This is a genomic window from Burkholderia cepacia, assembly GCF_001718835.1.
Lineage (GTDB): Bacteria > Pseudomonadota > Gammaproteobacteria > Burkholderiales > Burkholderiaceae > Burkholderia > Burkholderia cepacia_F.
The window spans coordinates 239180-258402 of the sequence record NZ_CP013443.1 but is presented as its reverse complement, the minus strand read 5'-3'; the positions used below and the strand labels follow the sequence as shown (position 1 = coordinate 258402).

Annotated in this window: 18 protein-coding genes; 7 read left to right on the top strand and 11 right to left on the bottom strand. The window is 67.2% G+C overall.

The genetic code is table 11. The annotated features are described in order from the left end of the window. Positions 1–23: 23 nt before the first annotated feature. From cheA to flhD, 6 genes are all read right to left on the bottom strand, one after another. Entirely contained in the window at positions 24–2282 is a 2259-nt protein-coding gene (gene cheA, locus WT26_RS04430) for a chemotaxis protein CheA (protein ID WP_069272263.1), read from the bottom strand. 33 nt (positions 2283–2315) lie between these two features. Further along, positions 2316–2693 (bottom strand): response regulator, encoded by a 378-nt coding sequence (locus tag WT26_RS04425; protein ID WP_069272262.1) that lies wholly within the window; start codon positions 2691–2693, stop codon positions 2316–2318. A gap of 16 nt (positions 2694–2709) precedes the next feature. Further along, complete coding sequence (gene motB / locus WT26_RS04420) at positions 2710–3732, bottom strand: flagellar motor protein MotB (protein WP_069272261.1); 1023 nt, start codon at positions 3730–3732, stop codon at positions 2710–2712. A 13-nt stretch (positions 3733–3745) separates the two neighbouring features. Next, positions 3746–4606 (bottom strand): flagellar motor stator protein MotA, encoded by an 861-nt coding sequence (gene motA, locus WT26_RS04415; RefSeq protein ID WP_011350592.1) that lies wholly within the window; start codon positions 4604–4606, stop codon positions 3746–3748. A 177-nt stretch (positions 4607–4783) separates the two neighbouring features. Continuing rightward, positions 4784–5338, bottom strand: a complete 555-nt coding sequence (gene flhC / locus WT26_RS04410) for a flagellar transcriptional regulator FlhC (protein ID WP_069272260.1) — start codon at positions 5336–5338, stop codon at positions 4784–4786. Positions 5339–5432: 94 nt separating this feature from the next. Continuing rightward, the gene (gene flhD, locus WT26_RS04405; RefSeq protein ID WP_027788649.1) at positions 5433–5753 is read right to left on the bottom strand and encodes a flagellar transcriptional regulator FlhD; all 321 of its coding nucleotides are present in this window, start codon (positions 5751–5753) and stop codon (positions 5433–5435) included. 665 nt (positions 5754–6418) lie between these two features. Between flhD and WT26_RS04400 the strand changes: the two genes are divergently transcribed. Beyond that, positions 6419–7483: a glycosyltransferase family 4 protein gene (locus WT26_RS04400; RefSeq protein WP_069272259.1), complete on the top strand. Its 1065-nt coding sequence runs from the start codon at positions 6419–6421 to the stop codon at positions 7481–7483. Positions 7484–7658: 175 nt separating this feature from the next. Here the strand turns inward: WT26_RS04400 and WT26_RS04395 are convergent, their stop codons facing one another. Continuing rightward, complete coding sequence (locus WT26_RS04395; protein WP_069272258.1) at positions 7659–7955, bottom strand: H-NS histone family protein; 297 nt, start codon at positions 7953–7955, stop codon at positions 7659–7661. Between the two features lie 294 nt (positions 7956–8249). Between WT26_RS04395 and aqpZ the strand changes: the two genes are divergently transcribed. Continuing rightward, positions 8250–8990 (top strand): aquaporin Z, encoded by a 741-nt coding sequence (gene aqpZ / locus WT26_RS04390; RefSeq protein WP_059667685.1) that lies wholly within the window; start codon positions 8250–8252, stop codon positions 8988–8990. A 166-nt stretch (positions 8991–9156) separates the two neighbouring features. On the opposite strand, the gene WT26_RS04385 is transcribed toward aqpZ, so the two are convergent. Both WT26_RS04385 and WT26_RS04380 read right to left on the bottom strand, forming a co-directional pair. Beyond that, positions 9157–9981 carry a Cof-type HAD-IIB family hydrolase gene (locus WT26_RS04385; protein WP_069272257.1) on the bottom strand — a complete coding sequence of 275 codons (825 nt, stop codon included), beginning with the start codon at positions 9979–9981 and terminating at the stop codon, positions 9157–9159. A gap of 145 nt (positions 9982–10126) precedes the next feature. After that, complete coding sequence (locus tag WT26_RS04380; protein WP_069272256.1) at positions 10127–11005, bottom strand: BadF/BadG/BcrA/BcrD ATPase family protein; 879 nt, start codon at positions 11003–11005, stop codon at positions 10127–10129. A 142-nt stretch (positions 11006–11147) separates the two neighbouring features. On the opposite strand from WT26_RS04380, the gene WT26_RS04375 reads away from it, so the two are divergent. Continuing rightward, positions 11148–11750: a DNA-3-methyladenine glycosylase I gene (locus WT26_RS04375; protein WP_069272255.1), complete on the top strand. Its 603-nt coding sequence runs from the start codon at positions 11148–11150 to the stop codon at positions 11748–11750. A gap of 68 nt (positions 11751–11818) precedes the next feature. On the opposite strand, the gene WT26_RS04370 is transcribed toward WT26_RS04375, so the two are convergent. Next, complete coding sequence (locus tag WT26_RS04370) at positions 11819–13048, bottom strand: PepSY-associated TM helix domain-containing protein (protein WP_069272254.1); 1230 nt, start codon at positions 13046–13048, stop codon at positions 11819–11821. Between the two features lie 275 nt (positions 13049–13323). Between WT26_RS04370 and WT26_RS04365 the strand changes: the two genes are divergently transcribed. Beyond that, complete coding sequence (locus tag WT26_RS04365) at positions 13324–15447, top strand: TonB-dependent siderophore receptor (RefSeq protein WP_069273689.1); 2124 nt, start codon at positions 13324–13326, stop codon at positions 15445–15447. Positions 15448–15573: 126 nt separating this feature from the next. Here WT26_RS04365 and rpsU read toward each other — a convergent pair whose 3' ends face one another. Next, positions 15574–15786 carry a 30S ribosomal protein S21 gene (gene rpsU / locus WT26_RS04360; RefSeq protein WP_006401410.1) on the bottom strand — a complete coding sequence of 71 codons (213 nt, stop codon included), beginning with the start codon at positions 15784–15786 and terminating at the stop codon, positions 15574–15576. Between the two features lie 555 nt (positions 15787–16341). On the opposite strand from rpsU, the gene WT26_RS04355 reads away from it, so the two are divergent. From WT26_RS04355 to WT26_RS04345, 3 genes are all read left to right on the top strand, one after another. After that, on the top strand, positions 16342–17160 hold the full coding sequence (locus WT26_RS04355; RefSeq protein ID WP_069272253.1) for a flagellin domain-containing protein: 819 nt from the start codon (positions 16342–16344) through the stop codon (positions 17158–17160). Between the two features lie 191 nt (positions 17161–17351). Beyond that, complete coding sequence (fliD, locus tag WT26_RS04350) at positions 17352–18776, top strand: flagellar filament capping protein FliD (RefSeq protein ID WP_069272252.1); 1425 nt, start codon at positions 17352–17354, stop codon at positions 18774–18776. Positions 18777–18809: 33 nt separating this feature from the next. Beyond that, positions 18810–19106, top strand: coding sequence for a flagellar protein FliT (locus WT26_RS04345; RefSeq protein WP_042586769.1), 297 nt, complete (start codon positions 18810–18812; stop codon positions 19104–19106). Positions 19107–19223 lie beyond the last annotated feature (117 nt).

Sequence of the window (19223 nt, the reverse complement as noted above, 5' to 3'; positions counted from 1 at the left end):
ATCGGTTGAAATGGCGAGAGACATCAGAACATCATCGCGAGCTCGGCGCCGGCACGGGCGCCGTGCGTCGCACGGGTTTCGCGGTTCAGCGCCGCGACGTCGACGATCAGCGCGACGCTGCCGTCGCCGAGGATGGTCGCCGCCGAGATGCCGTGCACCTTGCGGTAGTTGGTTTCGAGGTTCTTCACGACCACCTGCTGCTGGCCGACCAGTTCGTCGATCAGCATCGCGAAGCGGCGCCCCTCGGTTTCCATGATCGTGACGATCCCCTGGGTCGGGTCGGTGCGCGCGTCGTCGACCGAGAACACCTCGTGCAGCGCGACGAGCGGCAGGTATTCGCCGCGCACGCGCACCACGCGCTCGCCGTTGCCGACCGTGTAGATGTCGTCGTTCGACGGCTGAAGCGACTCCATCACGAAGTTCAGCGGCAGGATGAAGATCTCGTTGCCGACCTTCACCGACATCCCGTCGAGGATCGCGAGCGTGAGCGGCAGCACGATCCGCGTGGTCGTGCCGCGGCCGGCCTGCGACGTGATCTCGACGTGGCCGCCCATCGACTGGATGTTGCGCTTCACGACGTCCATCCCGACGCCGCGGCCCGACACGTCGGTCACCGTCTCGGCGGTCGAGAAGCCCGGCGCGAAGATCAATTGCCAGACTTCGTCGTCGCTGATGTTGTCGGACACCTGCATGCCCTGTTTCGCGGCCTTCGCGAGGATGCGTTCGCGGTTCAGGCCCGCGCCGTCGTCGCTCACCTCGATCACGATGTTGCCGCCGTGATGCGCGGCCGACAGCACGAGCTGGCCGACCGCGTCCTTGCCGGCGGCGACGCGCTTGTCGACCGTCTCGATCCCGTGGTCGAGGCTGTTGCGCACGAGGTGGGTGAGCGGATCGATGATCCGTTCGATCAGGCTCTTGTCGAGCTCGGTCGCCTGGCCGAACGTGACGAGCTCGACCTGCTTGCCGAGCTTGCCGGCGAGATCGCGCACGAGCCGCGGGAAGCGGCTGAACACGTAGTCCATCGGCATCATCCGGATCGACATCACCGCTTCCTGCAGGTCGCGCGCGTTGCGTTCCAGTTGCGCCATCCCGTTGAACAGGCGGTCGTGCAGCGCCGGATCGAACGCGCTCGCGGTTTCCGCGAGCATCGCCTGCGTGATCACGAGTTCGCCGACGAGGTTGATCAGCTGGTCGACCTTCTCGACGCCGACGCGGATCGAGCTGCCTTCGGCGCCCGATGCGGCCGCGGCGGCCGGGCGCGCGCGCTTGTCGTCGTGGTGCGGGTGCGCCTGCGCAGCGGGCGCCGGCTGCGCGGCGGCCTGCGGAGCGGCCTGCGGAGCGGCCTGCGCAGCGGGCGGCTCGGCGGCAGCCTGCGGCGCCGGTGCGGCGGGCTGCGCGGCCGGAGCCGGCGCGGCGGCGGCCGCCGGTGCGGCTGCTGCCGGTGCGGCCGGGGCTGCGGCGGGCTGCGCGGCGGCTGCCGGTGCGTCCGCGGACGCGGACGCGGCCGGCGCGGTGCCGCGGCCGATCTTGATCTGGCTTTCGTCGATCACGAAGCAGCACACGGCGACGATGTCGTCGGACGGCACGTCCGATTCGACCCACAGCGTCAGGTCGGCGCCCGCCTGCTCGCGGCCCACGATCCGGCCGAGGTTGCCGAGTTCTTCGGTCAGCAACTCCTGGTCCTTCGCGTCGACGCCCACGAGCGTGATCTTCAGGTGCGGGCCGCCCGCGTCCGCAGCCGCGGCGGGCTCGCTCCCACCGGCGGCCGGATGCGCAGCCGCGACGGCCTGCTCGACCACGTGGTCGGGCGCGCCGGCCTGCGCCGATGCCGCCGGCGCGGCCGGCACGGCTGGAGCTGCCGGCGCAGCGGCTGCCGCCGGCTCGCCCGCGCCGCTGCCGGCCTTCAGCCGCTCGAGCTTCGCGCAGATCGTCGCGGCGGCGGCCGCGTCCGGTTCGGCGCTCGCGCGGTAGTCGACGAGCTGGTCGGACAACACGTCCTTGGTCTCGAGAAACGCGTCGACCATTTCCTTGGTCAGCGTCAGCTCATGGTTGCGTGCGCGGTCGAGCAGCGATTCGAGGATGTGCGTCGTGTCGGTCAGCGCGGAAAAGCCGAACGTCGCGGCGCCGCCCTTGATCGAATGCGCGGCGCGGAAGATCGCGGCCAGATCCTCGGGATCGGGCGAACCGACGTCGAGGTTCAGCAGCAACTGCTCCATCTGCGCGAGCAGCTCGTCCGCTTCGTCGAAAAATGTCTGGTAGAACTGAGTGATGTCGAGAGTCATGCCGGGTCACCGGATAAGGTCGTCGCGGTCAAATCAGGAATCGGCCGGCTCGGACAGCGTCGCGACCAGGTCGACCAGCACGGCGGGGTCGATCGGCTTCTCGATCCAGCCGGTCGCGCCCGCGTCGCGCGCGGCGTCCTTGAATGCGTCGCTGCCTTCGGTCGTCAGCACGAGGATCGGCGTTTCCGTATAGGCGGTCAGCTTGCGCAGCGCGGCGATCACTTCGAGCCCGCTCTTGCGCGGCATGTTCTGGTCGGTCAGCACCAGGTCGTACGGCACGGTGGCCGCCAGGTCGAAGCCGGCCTCGCCGTCCGGCGCCACCGTCACGTCGTAGCCGGCCTGCGCCAGCGTGGCCTGGAGCAGCGCACGCATGGTCGCGGAGTCGTCGATGGCGAGAATGGTTCGGATCATGTCTGTCTCGGAAGCCTCAATGTCGCGGCGCGGACGCGGCGGCGCCGGCCAGCGCCGGGCGCACGCCCACCGTCGCAGGGGGGGCGATCTGCTGCGCGAGCTGCTGCGAGCCGGCCGCGTCGGCCGACAGCGTCGTGGTCGTCGCATCGTCGCGCATCAGCGCCTCTTCGGATTTGCGGTTCAGCACGATCACGCTGATCCGGCGGTTTTCCGGGTCGAGCGGGTCGGCCTTGTTCAGGTTCTGGGTCGACGCGAGGCCGAGCACCCGCAGCACCTTCGCCTCGTCCATGCCGCCGGAGATCAGCTCGCGGCGCGACGCGTTCGCGCGGTCGGCCGACAGTTCCCAGTTGCTGTAGCCGCCCTCGCCGCCCGCGTACGGCACGGCGTCGGTATGGCCCTGGACGATGATCCGGTTCGGCACGTCGTTCAGCGTCTTGCCGATCTCGCGCAGGATGTCGCGCATGTACGGCTCGACGTTGTCGCTCGACATCGCGAACATCGGCCGCTTCTGCGTATCGACGATCTCGATGCGCAGCCCCATCAGCGTGGAGTCGATGCGGATCTGCTGCTTGAACTGGCGCAGCGTCGGGTTGGCCTCGATCGCGGCCATCAGCTTGATCTGCAGGTCGTGCAGGCGCGTCTGCTCGCGGCGCTCGAGCGAGCCCTGCGCCTGGGCCTGCGCTTCGTCGTCGTTCTTCTTCGCGACGCGGTCCGCGAGGCTGGTCGAGCCGTCGGTGCGGCGCAGCGTGCCGGCGTCGACGCTCGACAGGTCGCGGCCGCCGCCGTTGATGATGCTGGAATCCTGCGAGCTGCGGTCGCCGCTGCCGAACAGCGCGGCCTTCAGCGGCGTGTTGAAGTATTCGGCGATCCCCTTCAGCTGCACCGGCGTGACCGAGCTCAGCAGCCACATCAGCAGGAAAAACGCCATCATCGCGGTCATGAAGTCCGCGTACGCGAGCTTCCATGCGCCGCCGTGGTGGCCCTTCTTCGCCGGGGCCACCCGCTTGACGACGATTGCGCGATCCTTGCTCTTGCTCATCGGGGGCTCCGCGTCACTTTGCCTTCACGCGGCGCACGTGCTCTTCGAGCTCGGAAAACGACGGGCGCTCGGTCGAGAACAGCACCTTGCGGCCGAACTCGACCGCGATTGCCGGCGCATAGCCGTTCAGCGTCGCGAGGATCGTCACCTTGATGCACTGGAACATCTTGGTCGACTCGGCGACGCGCTGCTCCGCGAGGCTCGCGAGCGGGCCGATCAGCCCGTACGACAGCAGGATCCCGAGGAACGTGCCGACCAGCGCCTGCGCGATCATCGCGCCGAGCACCGCGGGCGGCTTGTCGGCCGAGGCCATCGTGTGCACGACGCCCATCACGGCCGCGACGATGCCGAACGCCGGCATCGCGTCGCCGACGCGCATCAGCGCATGCGCGGGGCCTTCGCCTTCCGCGTGGTGCGTCTCGATCTCCTCGTCCATCAGGCTCTCGATCTCGAACGCGTTCATGTTGCCGCCCACCATCAGGCGCAGGTAGTCGGTCAGGAATTCGACGATGTGGTGATCGGCGAGGATCTTCGGGTATTGCGTGAAGATCGGGCTCTTTTCCGGATCGTCGATGTCGGCCTCGAGCGTGAGCGTGCCTTCCTTGCGTGCCTTCGCGAGCAGCACGTAAAGAAGCGCCATCAGCTCCATGTAGACATCCTTCGTGTATTTCGAGCCCTTGAAGAGCGTCGGCAGCACGCGCAGCGTCGCCTTGATGGTCTTGCCGCCGTTGCCGAGGATGAATGCGCCGACGCCGGCACCCACGATCATCAGGATCTCGACGGGCTGGATCAACGCGCCCAGATGCCCGCCTGCCAGCGCATAACCGCCGAAGACGGACAACAGCGTCACGAGTGTTCCCACGATAATCAGCACTGCCTGTCCCTCACGAATGACCGGCGGGGAGACCGCCGTTAAATAGGTTTACGGCAGTCGGCAGGAAAACTTTGGCCGCCGCGCGGCGGCGGCCGGGCCGTGTTTACCAGCATCCCGCGGCGGCTCGCGCCTGCCCGCGGCACCCGGCTGCGGCCCGCCGCCCCCGCCCCGAGGGGCTCATACCGCGAGCGCCGCCTGCCCTGCCTGCGCGGCGGCGGCCTTGCGGGTCTTGCCCGCACGCGACGGCGGCTGGCAGAGGCCGCAGACGAAACCTTGATGCGGATCATGCGCATGCGCGACGAAGTGGCCGCCGCAGCGCGTGCACGGGGTCATCTGCAGCATCCCCGAATCGAAGAAACGCACGAGCGTCCACGCGCGCGTGAGGCTCAGCGCGGCTTCGTCGCCGGACAGGTTCACGTGCTCCTGGTAGAGCCGGTACGCCTTCACGATCGACTGGATCGGCTCGCAGCGGCCGTGGTCCTGCATGAACCGGTAGATGTTGTAGAACAGCGACGAGTGGATGTTCGGCTGCCACGTCATGAACCAGTCGGTCGAGAACGGCAGCATCCCCTTCGGCGGCGACACGCCCTTCAGTTCCTTGTACAGCTTGATCAGACGATCCCGCGACAGGCTCGTCTCCGCTTCCAGCAACTGCAGCCGGGCGCCCAGTTCGATCAGTTCGATGGCGAGGGTGATTTCCTTCACCTCGATCACGACGCTTTTGCTTGCCATAAGTGTTAGCCGTCCGCTTCTCGTTGCTTCGGATCAGACGCCCATGCGCCGGCCGCCGGCGCGGCGCGCCGGGACGAACGCAGGGCAGGGAGCGTCAGCGGACGCCTTCGACCTGCTGCCCGGCCATCAGGATGGCCGAGTGGGCGTGCGCGACGACATCGCTGCGGCCCTTGTCGGCGAGCGACGACAGCAGCGCGTGATCATCGAAGCGGAAGCGGCACAGCATCTGGTTGGACGCGGCGAGTTTCACGGTCTGTGCGAGCGTGAGGTTCCCGAGCACGTCGGCCAGTTCCTGGGAAATTCCCATGCGGAACATGCCCATCGCCTTGTCTTCCCGCAGCAGGCGTTGCGCGAGGAGGAGGTACGACAGGTTGACCTCTTTGATCTCACTGAGCATTTCGCTGGTAGCGCTCATGATTCCCCCGTTAAAGAGCTTTCTTTGGCCATTCGTGTTATGAAAACGTTTGCCCGACGTGGCGGCTCGTGGCGCGCAATCGGCATGTTTATGGTCTTACAACGGGATTTTGGCCAAACGGCATTTATGCCGGTATCAGCGAAGTGGCGTATGCCACGCAGGATTTGTCTGTAAACCGTGTAGGAATTTTTCCTACAAAGGCAATTGAAAGGAGGATTGTTGAATTTACGCGGCAGATTGCCGCGCAAGGCCGGCTGGCGGGGCTGTCGGCGCGAGGATCGGTAAAAATTATAGTGCTTTTTCACGATGACGCAACAATAGACTTGGTCGTCTCACATTCTGCGCCCGGCCCCGTTTATCGGGGTTTTTGCGTATTTCATCGTGTAACAAGCCTTAAGTGTTTGAAAAAACACTCGAACCCCTCAGGGCGATATCGATAATGGACTCCAATGGGCGGCGGCGCGAGCCGTGCCGGCCCGCCCCGCAGCTTGCCGTCCGGAGCGCTGCCGCCCGCCGCCACCCGCGTGCGTCGGCACGCTTCGCCCCCGGTGCAGCTTAGTCCGGGATCGGAGTCCGACGCTGAAGCATACGCTCCGATCGACCGTTTTACATGGGGCCCGAGCAGGCACTCTAACGCCGAGCCGGGTCGATATCGGAGATCACCCATGCGAATTGCCCAGATCGCGCCGCTTTACGAAGCCGTTCCGCCGAAACTCTACGGCGGCACCGAGCGTGTCGTGTCCTACCTCACCGAGGCGCTCGTCGAACTCGGCCACGACGTGACGCTGTTCGCCAGCGGCGACTCCGTCACGTCGGCCCGCCTCGAGGCAGCCTGGCCGCGCGCGCTGCGGCTCGATCCGTCGATCCGCGATTCGATGGCACCCCATATGCGCCTCCTCGAGCAGGTCGCCCGGGTCGCGCACGAATTCGACGTGCTGCACTTCCACCTCGACTACCTGCCGTTCCCGCTGATGTCGCGCCTCGACACGCCGTACGTGACGACGCTGCACGGCCGCCTCGACCTGCCGGAACTGCAACCGGTGTTCGACGCGTTCCCCGACGCGCCGGTCGTGTCGATCTCGAACAACCAGCGCAAGCCGCTGCCGCAGGCCGCGTGGGCCGGCACCGTGTATCACGGGCTGCCCGACACGCTGCTCACGCCGCAGCCGGGCGTGAAGCCCGAATACCTCGCGTTCCTCGGCCGGATCTGCCCGGAAAAGCGCGTCGACACCGCGATCCGGATCGCCGCGCAAAGCGGGCTGCCGCTGAAGATCGCCGCCAAGGTCGACAAGGCCGACGCCGACTATTTCAAGGAAGTGATCGAGCCGCTGCTCGGCGAGGCGCACGTCGAATTCATCGGCGAGATCAACGAGGCGCAGAAGCCCGCGTTCCTGTCCGGTGCGAAGGCGCTGCTGTTCCCGATCGACTGGCCGGAGCCGTTCGGCCTCGTGATGATCGAGGCGATGGCCTGCGGCACGCCGGTCGTCGCATTCAACCGCGGCTCGGTGCCGGAAGTGATCGAGGACGGCGTCACGGGTTTCATCGTCGAGGACGTACAGGGCGCCGTCGGCGCGCTGCACCGGATCGACAGCCTGTCGCGCACCGCGATCCGCGAACGTTTCGATACGCGCTTCAGCTCGAAGGCCATGGCGCAGCGCTACGTCGACACCTACGAAACACTTTGCGCGGCGACCAGACAGCCGGCGCTGCGCCGGGTCGCAGGCGGCTGACGCCGCGCAAATTCGCCCGGAAACGGGCGAGGAACGACCGAAGAACGGACGAGAAACGGGCGTGGAAATGCGCGCCGAAATCGTCTGGGAATCGGTCTAGAATCGGTCTCGAATCGACCGCAAATAGCGAAAGAGCCACATCGACGATGCGGCTCTTTTCGTTACGTCCTCTGCATCAGCCGATCAGGAAACGATCGCGGTTTTTACCGACGATCCAATTCGGCGGCTTGCCGCGCCCGCTCCAGGTCGCGCCCGACTTCGGATCGCGGTATTTCGGCGGCAGCGGCGCCTTCTTCGGCGGGCGCCCGCGCTTCGCTCGCTCCGCGAAGCCCAGATCCTGGGCAGTCAGTCCATATTCGGCGATCACCCGCTGAACATCGGCAATCACCGCCGCCACTTCCTGGCGGCGCACGTCATCCGCCTGGGCCTGCAGATCCGCGATCTGCGCCTTGAGTTTCGCGTATTGAGACATTTTTCGACTCCCTTTTGATGATGCGGCCCCGGCAATTCCAGCCTAGACACAAAGCATCCGTTACGCCATCCGCACTGCCGCCCTGCCCTTCGAAATTAATGCTGCCATCTTTAACCGATTCGACTATATCGAGAATGCGGACTTATTCTAATAAAGGCATTCGTCAGCCATTCAAATTTAACAATCGTTGACCCTCTTGGCCCCGCTTCGTTTCCTATAATCCAGACCAAATCAGGGCGGCGGCGGCAAGCGCGCCGCCGTCGTCACCCACTCCATTTGAACGGAATTTCCTGCATGAATCTTTCTCAGCGTCTCGCTGCAGAGGTATTCGGCACGTTCTGGCTGGTGCTCGGCGGGTGCGGAAGCGCCGTGCTGGCCGCCGCCTTTCCGGGCCTCGGCATCGGCTTTGCCGGCGTCGCACTTGCCTTCGGCCTGACCGTGCTGACGATGGCATTCGCAATCGGCCATGTTTCGGGCTGCCACCTGAATCCCGCGGTGAGCGTCGGCCTGACGGTCGCCGGCCGCTTCCCCGCACGCGATCTCGTGCCGTACATCGTCGCGCAGGTTGTCGGCGCGACGCTCGGTGCATTCGTGCTGTACCTGATCGCGACCGGCAAGCCGGGCTTCGACGTCGTCGGCAGCGGCTTCGCGACGAACGGCTTCGGCGAGCGCTCGCCCGGCCACTACGCACTCGGCGCGGCGTTCATCTGCGAAGTCGTGATGACGGGCTTCTTCCTGTTCGTGATCCTGGGCGCCACCGACAAGCGCGCACCGGCCGGCTTCGCGCCGATCGCGATCGGCCTTTGCCTGACATTGATTCACCTGATCTCGATTCCGGTTACCAACACGTCGGTGAACCCGGCCCGCTCGACCGGCCCCGCGCTGTTCGTGGGCGGCGAAGCGATCGGCCAGCTCTGGCTGTTCTGGGTGGCGCCGATCATCGGCGCGGCACTCGCCGGGATCATCTACCCGCTGGTCGCAGGGCGTGACAACGCCGTCGACCTGCTGCCGGCATCCGCTCGCACAAGCGAATAAATCACTACGGGGTCAAGCGAGCAGAGCAGCGAGCCTCACGCTGTCGAACAAAAGCGAGGCAGGCAGATTCAACGGGCGCCGTCGGCGCCCGTTTTTCATTGGGGCCAGCTCGCGCGAATAACGGGCTTGCGATGGCCGCCACGAATGACCTTCGGAAACGGGGAATTCAGCGCCCCGCGATGTCGCCTTCGAGCGAGAACAGCGTGCGCAGGTGGCGGGCGACGCCCGCGTCGAAGTTGTTGCCGATCCGCGGGATGTGCGGCAACCGCGCGACCAGGTCGGGGTTCGCATTGTTCATCATGAACGCGTGGCCGGCGGTTTCGAGCAGGTCGATATCGTTCATGTTGTCGCCGAACGCGATGCAGTGGCCGGTGTCGACGCCGAGCCGCGCGAGCACCGAGCGCAGCGCGCGGCCCTTCGACACGTTCGCGGTCATCACTTCCAGGCAGTCGGGCAGCGAGTACGTGACGTACAGCGCATCGCCGAAGCGCACGCGCATCTGCTCGGCGACGACCGCCAGATCGGCCGGATCGCCGATGTACAGCACCTTCGCGATATCCGTGCCGTCGTGCGCGGCCATGTCGATCACGTCGTAGCGGAAGCCCGAGTCCTGGTGGAATTCGAGCAGGTGCGGTGCGTCGCGGTCGATCAGCCAGCCCTGGTCGGTGAACAGGTTGACGATCACGCGGCCGTGCGCACCGACGATATCCGGCTGCACGAGGCCGCGGACGATTGCCGGATCGATGTCCTGCGCATGGATCGTCGTGTCGTCCGGGGCATGCACGCGCGCGCCGTTCGACGTGATCAGGTACGGCCGGATGCCGAGCACGTCGCGAATGCCTGCGACGTCCGCGTAGTGGCGCCCGGTGGCGATCACGAACTGCAGGCCGTCGCGGTCGAGCCGGCGGACGGTTTCGATCGTGTACGGATCGAGCTGGTGGTCGCTGTTCAGCAAGGTACCGTCGAGATCGGTGGCGATGACTTTGTACATGGGACGGGATAAGGCGCGGTTGGCTCTGCGGAATCGCTATTCTAGCGTCGCGCGCCGGGCCGCGTCGGGCAGTTGTCAGGTTCGCGCGCGGCTTGCCGGGCGCCGCCCCCGGCAAGCCGGCGCCGCTCGGCCGCCCCGCGCCGCCTCAAATACGAACCCCGGACGCGTACCTCAGCGCGAGCCGCAGCGCACCGTGCGCCGAATCGTCGAGCGGCGCGCGCAGCCGGGCGGCATGGCGTGCCGGCACGGCCGGAGCCAGTGCGTCCGCCAGCCCGCCGCACAACGCGACCGGCAGCGCCTGCTGCGGATCGAGCGCGTCGATCATCTTGCCGATCTCGTCGCCCGCCTGCGCGATCAGCGCCGCCGCATACGGATGCGCGCGATGTGCGAACACGATCGGCGCAAGCCGCGCGTAGATCGTCTGGTTCGCATCGCACGACCACTGGACGAGCGCTTCGCGATCCGCTGCGCCGATCTCGGCAAGCAGCGCGTCGGCCAGCGCGTCGCGCGCCACGCGGCCGTCGAGCGCCTGCTGCGCATACGCGAGCGCGCGCACGCCGAGCCATGCACCGCTCGCCTCGTCGCCGGACGGAAAGCCGAAGCCGCCCGCGATCCGGCAGGCGCCGGCCGCATCGAGCGCCGCCGCGATGCTGCCGGTGCCGAGCGCGACGATGAGCCCCGGCGCGCCGCCGTGCGCGCCGACGACGGTCGTATAAGCGTCGCTCTCGACCGCGAGCGCGCCGAGCGGCGCCTGCGCGCGGAACGCGGCGAGCCACGCGGCATTGTTGACGCCCGCGAGCCCGCAGCCGAGCGCGCACTGCGGCCAGTCGAACGCGAGGCCGGCTCGGGTGAACGCGTCCGCGCAGGCCGCGCCGATCGATGCCCACGCGCGCTCGATGCCGAGCCCGAGCCCCGACGGGCCGCCGCGCCCCTGCGCGAGCTCGCGCCCGTGCCGGTCGGCCAGCACCGCGCGCGTGCCCGTGCCGCCACCGTCGATGCCGATCGCAAAAAGTAATGCCGCCATGCCTTCCTCCCGCTGATTCGAACAGGCGCCAAGCTTAACCGGATCGACACCGCGCGCCCATCTGCCGTTCGGCCGGCTGTTCCGTGAAAAGCGCTTCCGCTATGCTGACGCGATCGAATCGACACTGAAAACGAGGGAGACGATGTCGCAGCGGTGCAACTGGGTAAAGACTGAAGCGGATGCTCACTATCACGATACCGAGTGGGGCGTGCCGTCGCACGACGATCGCCACCTGTTCGAAATGCTGATCCTCGAAGGGGCGCAGGCCGGGCTGTCGTGGTCGACGATCCTGAACAAGCGCGCGGGCTATCGCGACGCCTTTGCGGATTTCGACGTCGATGCCGTCGCGCGCTTCACGCCGCAACGCATCGAGAAGCTGCTGCAGGATCCGGGCATCGTGCGCAACCGCGCGAAGGTGCAGGCCGCGGTCGCGAACGCGCAGGCCGTGCAGCGCATCCGGGAAGAGCACGGGTCGCTCGCCGCGTTCCTGTGGTCGTTCGTCGGCGGCACGCCGGTCCAGAACGCGTGGCAGTCGTACCGCGACGCGCCCGCGTCGACCGAGCAATCCGACGCGCTCAGCAAGGCGCTGAAGGCGTACGGCTGCAAGTTCGTCGGTTCGACGATCTGCTATGCGCTGATGCAGGCCACCGGCATGGTCAACGATCACGAGATCGGCTGCCCGTGCCACGCACAATGCGCGGCGCTCGGCGGCAAGCAGCCGGCGCGCAGGCGCGCGGGCGGATAGCGGCGGGCGCCGCCCGTTGGCGGACGGGCAGCGCGTCGGCCCCCACGCCGCTCACCGCACCACTCACCTCACGAGACGCGGCGCAGCCGCCGCCCGCCGCCCGCCGCGCGGGCGCGCGCCATGCGCTTCTTCACCCAGATGCAGATGCCCGTCACGCTCAGCATCGCGATCATCACGCCCAGTGCGCTGACGAGCACGCGCCCCGCCATGCCGGCGATCCGCCCCGAGTGCAGCGGAAACTGCGCCTGCATGAACAGATCGCCGGCCGAGCCGCGCCCGGGCACGACCGCGGCGACCCGACGGCCGGTGGCCGCATCCCAGCACAGCCACGCGTTGCCGAGCCCGACGTCGCCGTGATCGTTGCCGGGCGTGAAATACCCGATTGCATAGACGTTCATCGCCGGCGCGAAGAACAGCCCGCCGGCCGGTGCGGCGATGCCGTCGCCGCGCGCCGCGTCGCGGGCGATCGCGACGATCCGCTCGCGTGAGAGCGGCGCGCTGCCGGCCGGCGCGGGCGGGAAGTGTTCGGGATTCGTGTACGGCGTCTCGGCGAGCGGCGACAGGCGCGTGACGAGCGGCCTCACGACCTCATTGCCGAGGTTCATCGACACCGACGTGACGGCCACGACGGCGAGCAGCCCCCACACCCACACGCCGCCCGAGCGGTGCAGGTCGAACACCAGCGGATAACCGCCGCGCCGCACGCGGAACGCGAACGACTTGCGCCAGCTTTTCAGGCTGGGGAACGCGAGCCACAGCGCGATCACGCTGTCGACGCACCACGCGATCCCGACGAGCCCCATCAGCCACGTGCCGAGATCGATCCCGCCGCGCACGGGCAGGTGCAGCGTGTAATGCAGCCGGTAGATGAACGGCATCAGGTCGAGCCGCGCAAGCGACAGCGCGCCCCATTCGCGGCGCCCCTGCACCGCGCCGGTCGCGGGATCGACGGCGATCTGGCTGAACTCGAGCGCATACGGCTGGCCGGTCGCGCGGTCGATGCGCGGCTGCACGCCGACCACGAGCGTGCGCCCCGGCTCGACGCCGAGCGGCAGATAGGTCACCTGCACACGCGGGTCGGCGGCCTCGATGCGGTTCGCGAGTTCGAGCGGCGAAAGCGGCGAAAGCGGCGCGCCGCCGCTGCGCGCGTCGTAGAACACCGGATTCAGCCACGCGTCGAGCTCGTGATCCCACGCGATCAGTGCGCCGGTCAGCCCCGCGACGAACAGGAACAGCGCGGTGGCGAGACCAAGCCAGCGGTGCAGCCGCACCAGCCAGGGCCGCAGGAACGCGGTCATCGCGCGTACCCGCTGATGAAAGCGGCCGGCGCGCGGAAAGGACGCCGGTCGAGCCGGCAAGGAGTCGGGCAGATCATCGGTTTTTCGTGGAAGTCGGGCTGTCGGGCACGCTGCCCGCGTCGCGCGGCAGGGCAACGAGGCAAGTCAGCGAGGCGAGACGGCGAATGCCCTTTTCCTCGGCATGGATTTGACGTGCACTCGACCGCATTTGATACGATTCGCGACATTTTATACGAATGCGAATCATTCGCACTATCATTCACGAAATCGACATCATGACCTTGCCTCGCGCCCGTCCCGCATCCCATCCGCTGCGGCTCGCCGCCGTCCTCGCGTTCGCCGCCGCATCGCACGCGCATGCCGGGGAGGCGGCCGCCGATGCGGCCACGCTGCCGGCCGTCAACGTCACGGCCGCGCACGACTCGCCGCAGCACCTGCGCGACGAAATCTCGGGCGGCGCGCTCGGCAGCCTGCGGCAGCTCGACACACCGTTCTCGACGACGATCGTCACGTCGGAGGAACTCGAGGCACGCCAGCCGTACAAGCTCGGCGACGTGTTCGCGAACGACGCATCGGTGTCCGACAACAGCGGCGCGTACAGCGCGTGGGCCAGCTACATGACCGTGCGCGGCATGCAGCTCGACTGGCAGAACGGCTACAAGATCGACGGGCTGCCGTTCGTCACGTACGGGATCACGATGCCGTACGAGCAGCTCGATCGCGTCGAGCTGCTGAAGGGGCTCGGCGGTTTCCTGTACGGCTTCGTGACGCCCGGCGGCGTCGTCAACTACGTGACGAAGCAGCCGGGCGCCGAACCCGTGCGCAGCGTCGACGTCGGCTACCGGAGCACCAACGTGTGGACCGAGCACGTCGATCTCGGCCAGCGCTTCGGGCCGGACGGCAGGTTCGGCGCGCGGCTGAACGCGACGCACGAGGAAGGCCGGACGTACAACGACGGCAACATCCGCCGCGACAGCGTATCGCTCGCGCTGCAGGCGAACCTGACGCGCGACCTGTCGGTGAATGTCGGCGCGCTGTACCAGGATCGCCGCACGACGGGCCAGACGCCGTCGATCTTCACCGGCAGCTATCCAGGCGGCGTGCTGCCCGCGACGATCAGCGGCGGCACGACGAACCTCGGCGGCAGGGATCAGTACCTGAACACGAACCTGCAGCTCTATACGGCCGGGCTGCAGTACCAGCTCGCGCCCGACTGGCAGCTCGACGTCGCGTACAGCTACAGCAAGGCGACGCGCCGCCGCAACGAAAGCACGCTGTACCTGCAGGATGCGGCCGGCAACTACACCGACAGCCGCTACGTCGGGATGGAAGATCACCGCTTCAGCCAGTGGCGCGCGATGGTCGAGGGCAAGGTACGCACGGGAGCGTTCAGCCACCAGATCGTGATCGGCGCGTCGTGGCAGAAGCAGGCGAACGACTATTCGGCGAACAGCGTGTTCGTGCCGCTCGGCGCCGGCAACCTGTATGCGCCGAACCCGTACCGCTACGACAGCCCGCACGGCTTCGTCCAGTACCGCACGAGCGAGATCGTGCAGAAATCGCTGTTCGCGAGCGACACCGTGCAGCTCACGGCGCGCTGGTCGGTGCTCGCCGGCGTGCGCTACATGAACTACGCGCAGACCTCGTTCAAGCCCACCGGCGGCACGAATCCCGGCTACGCCCAGAACGGCGTAGTGACGCCGACGTTCGCGGTGATGTTCAAGCTCGCGCCGACGACCACCGCGTACGCGAGCTACGCCGAATCGCTCGAGCCCGGCAGCCGCGTGAACGACGTCTACGCGAACGCCGGCCAGGTGCTCAAGCCGCTGCGCAGCAAGCAGTACGAACTGGGGATCAAGAGCGAGCACGCGCGCTGGAGCGCGACGGCCGCGTTGTTCCGCATCGAGCGCATGGCGGAGTACGCGAACGCCGCGAACGTCTATGTTCAGGATGGCGAAGCGGTGTTCCAGGGGCTCGAGCTCGGCGCGACCGCGCAGCTCGGCCGGCAATGGAACGCGGGGCTCGACCTGATGCTGCTCGACGCGTGGTACGCGAACGGGATCGGCAACAACGGCAACCGCGTCGCGGGCGCGCCGCGTTTCGTGCTCGCCGGCGACATCGGCTATGCGGTGCCCGGCGTGCCGGGGCTGACGCTCGGCATCGATGCGAAATTCACCGGCGCGACGCCGCTGCGCGCGGCCGGCGGCCTCGACGCCCCGGGCTTTCTCGTCGTCAATGCGGGCGCGCGTTACCTGACGCGGATCGGCCGCCACGACGTGACGCTGCGCGCGTCGATCGACAACGTGCTGAACCGTCGTTACTGGGAATACCAGTACGCGGACTACGTGAAGCCGGGCGACCCGCGCACGGTGAGCCTGAGCGCCCGGATCGACTTCTGACGGCGGCGGCGCGGCACGGGCTTGCGCCCGCGCCGCGCCCGCCTGGGCGCCGCCCCAAAAGCAAAACGGCGGAGCGGCTTCTTTCGAAGCACGCTCCGCCGTTTCGCGGCGAACCGACAGACGCTCTTAGTGGAGCTTCTTCGGCAGCATCTGGCTGCGCAGGCGCTTGTGCAGGCGCTTGACGGCTGCTGCCTTCTTGCGCTTGCGGACTGCGGTCGGCTTTTCGTAGGACTGGCGCTCGCGCAGTTCAGCGATCAGGCCATTTTTTTCGATAGCACGGCGAAAGCGGCGAATCGCCACTTCGAACGGCTCGTTTTCTTTCAGAAGAATCGTCGTCATGTCGTTCCTAAATTGCTTAAACGGTCAAAAACGTAGCGGCCAAGCGCCACGCACCGGCCATCCGAGCGTCCCCACAAACAGGCGAAACGAGCGGAAATACGGCCTCGGAGGCCGGAAAAGAGAGGCGGAAAGCACCGCGAGTACGCTTCACAAGCCGCGTGCAGCGCCGCGTTTGACTGCCAGCAGACGCGCCGAAAACGGCAGAGGCTTGACAGAAATCTCAATTCAGCCCGCCATCATAGCAGGGAATCACAGACAAAACCACCCTTTTCGCGATCCCGGCGGCGGTCCCTCGACGGCCGCGGCCGGACGGGCGGTTTGCGGGCCAGCCGCCGGAACCGTCCGGCGCGCCCGCCGGCCTTGTGCTGGCCGAGGGTTGACCGAGATTCGCGGGGCCGCCCGATCTTTCCGTCCCGAATTTCCTTGAGGAACCCTCTAAAGTTTTCGCCGGGTGCCGCCGTCAACCAGGAAAGGCGGCCAGCGCAACTCGCGATAAGCGCAACGCCGAGATTGAAAACCTGCCTCACACAGGCGTTTTCCAAAACGAGGAAGCAAATGCTGAACATCAATACCAACATCCTGTCGCTGTCGACGCAGACGAACCTGTCGGGCACGCAAAACGCCCTGTCGCAGGCAATCACCCGCCTGTCGTCGGGCAAGCGCATCAACAGCGCGGCAGACGACGCAGCAGGCCTCGCGATCTCGACGTCGCAAACGGCAGCGATCAACGCGCTGACGCAAGGCGTGGCAAACGCGAACAACGGCATCTCGATGATCCAGACCGCCAACGGCGCGCTGCAATCGACGATCGACAACCTGCAGCGTATCCGCGTGCTGGCACAGCAATCGGGCGACGGCTCGCTGGATTCGGGCGCTCGCGCAAACCTGCAGGCTGAAGTGACGACGCGTCTCGGCGAAATCGACCGTGTCGCAACGCAAACGACGTTCAACAGCCAGACCATCCTGAGCGCGGCCGGCAACGTCACGTTCCAGATCGGCGCGGCAGCGAACCAGACCGTCGCCGTCAACTTCGGCGCAACGGTGTGGAACAGCTCGGGCATGAACGTGAACGCCCTGAGCGTCAGCGACCAGACGGCAGCACAGTCGGCACTCACGTCGATCGACGCGGCACTGAAGCAGGTCAACACGTTCCAGGCACAGCTGGGTGCAGCACAGAACACGTTCCAGGCTGCGATCTCGACGACGCAGACCCAGGCAACCAACATGAGCGCTGCTCGCTCGCAGATCACCGACGCGGACTTCGCGACGGAAACGGCGAACCTGAGCAAGGCGCAAGTGCTGCAGCAAGCAGGCATCTCGGTTCTGGCGCAAGCGAACTCGATGCCGCAGCAAGTCCTGAAGCTCCTCGGCTAATAGCCAGGCACGCGCGGCGGGCCACGCGCCCGCCCGCCTTCGGGTCCGGCGGCGCCGCCATGCACATGCACGGTGGCGCCGCCGGAAAACCCCCGACCCGAATTCTCCAGGGAGGCGCGCCTCCCTCTTTGCATTGAATCGCGGCGATCCGCCGCATCGCGCGAGATTGCGCGGACGACCGGAGCAACGGCATGGCCACTACCACCCCCGTCAGCAACGCGGATATCAGCAGCATCCTGGCCCAGGCCGGGCAATCGCTCATCAGCGGCTCGACCAATTCGACGCTCGACGTCAATTCGCTCGTGACGACGATGGTTCAGTCGAAGACGGCAGGACAAGCGGCCATCCTCAATGGCAAGCTGACCACCGACAACACCCAACTGACAGCGATCGGCCAGCTGAAGTCCGCCCTGTCCGCGCTGCAGACCGCGATCACCGGCCTGTCGAACGGCAGCACGCTCTCGAGCCTCGCCGCGACGGCGAGCGGCACCGGCATCACGACGACGATCAAGAGCGGCGCCGGCGCCGTGGCGGGGTCGTACCAGGTCAATGTCTCGCAGTTCGCGACCGCCAACAAGCTGACGTCGGCCGGCCTCACGTCGTCGGATACGATCTCGGCCGGCTCGCTGAGCATCACGTACGGCAGCAACCCCGCGTTCAACGTCAACGTGTCGGCCGGCGCGGCGCTGTCCGACATCGCGTCGTCGATCAACTCCGCGTCGGGCAATCCCGGCGTCACCGCGTCGGTCGTCACGGGCTCGGACGGCCAGCACCTCGTGCTGCAGTCGAACCAGACCGGCGCAGCCAATACCATCGCGATCACGGGCACGGGCGTCAATTCGAAACTGACGTCGGGCTATGCGACGACCACGCCGGCCGCCGACGCGAAGCTGACGATCGACGGCACGCCGGTCACGAGCGCGTCGAACAGCGTGTCGGGCGCGCTGACGGGCGTCACGCTGACCCTGGCGCCGGGCACCCTCGCGCTCAACACGCCGCAGACGATCACGCTGTCGCAGGACACGTCCGCGATGACGACCGCGATCAACAACTTCGCGAACGCGTACAGCAGCTTCGTGACCACCGCGAAACAGCTGTCGTCCTACGATCCGACGACGTCGAACGCCGGCCCGCTGCTCGGCGACTCGACGCTGACCTCGATCCAGAACACGCTCGCGACGGCGCTCAGCAGCGGCGTCACGACGGGCGGCAAGACCTATTCGCTCGCCTCCGTCGGCATCAACCTGAACGCCGACGGTTCGCTGAAGGTCGACACCGCCGCCCTGACCACGGCCCTCACGTCGAACAGCTCGGCGGTGTCGGCGATCTTCAACACGACCAACGGCATCGGCAAGACGCTCAATTCGCTGATCACCGGCTATACGCAGGCGAACGGCCTGATCGACCAGCGCACCAAGGCGATCAACGCGGACGTGGCGAACCTGACGAGCCAGCAGACCCAGCTGTCGAACTACGCGGCCCAGCTGACGAAACAGTACAACGCGCAATTCACCGCGCTCAACACGCTGATGGCGACGATGAACAGCAACTCGCAGTACCTGACGCAGCTGTTCGGCGGCACGAACAGTGCCGGCGCGCTCGCCACCAACAAGTAAGCGTCCGCTGCCCCGCCCCCTCGGAGCCGAACCATGACGACCGACACCCTGTCCCGCGCCCTCGACCTGACCCGCGCCATGCAGTCGGCGACCGACGCGCGCGACTGGGTGCGCGTCGCCGCCCTCGCCGACGAACGCTCGCCGCTGCTGATGGGCCTGTCCAGCGACCAGACGCCGGACGCGCTGGACCTGCTCCGGCAGATCATGGCGATCGACGCGTCGATCACGGAGCAGGCCCATGCGGACCGGAACCGCCTGAGCGCGGAATTTGCGCAGTCCCGCGACCGGATCAAGGCCGCGAGCCTGTACCAGACGACCGGCATGCTGTGACCGGCCCGGCGCCTCGTGCGCCGCGCCTTTCGAACCACAAGACGCCGCCAGTCGAGCGGACCGCCGTTGCCGTACCGTCGAGCCGCTTCAATGCGGCTTTTTTTTGTTCATCGCAGG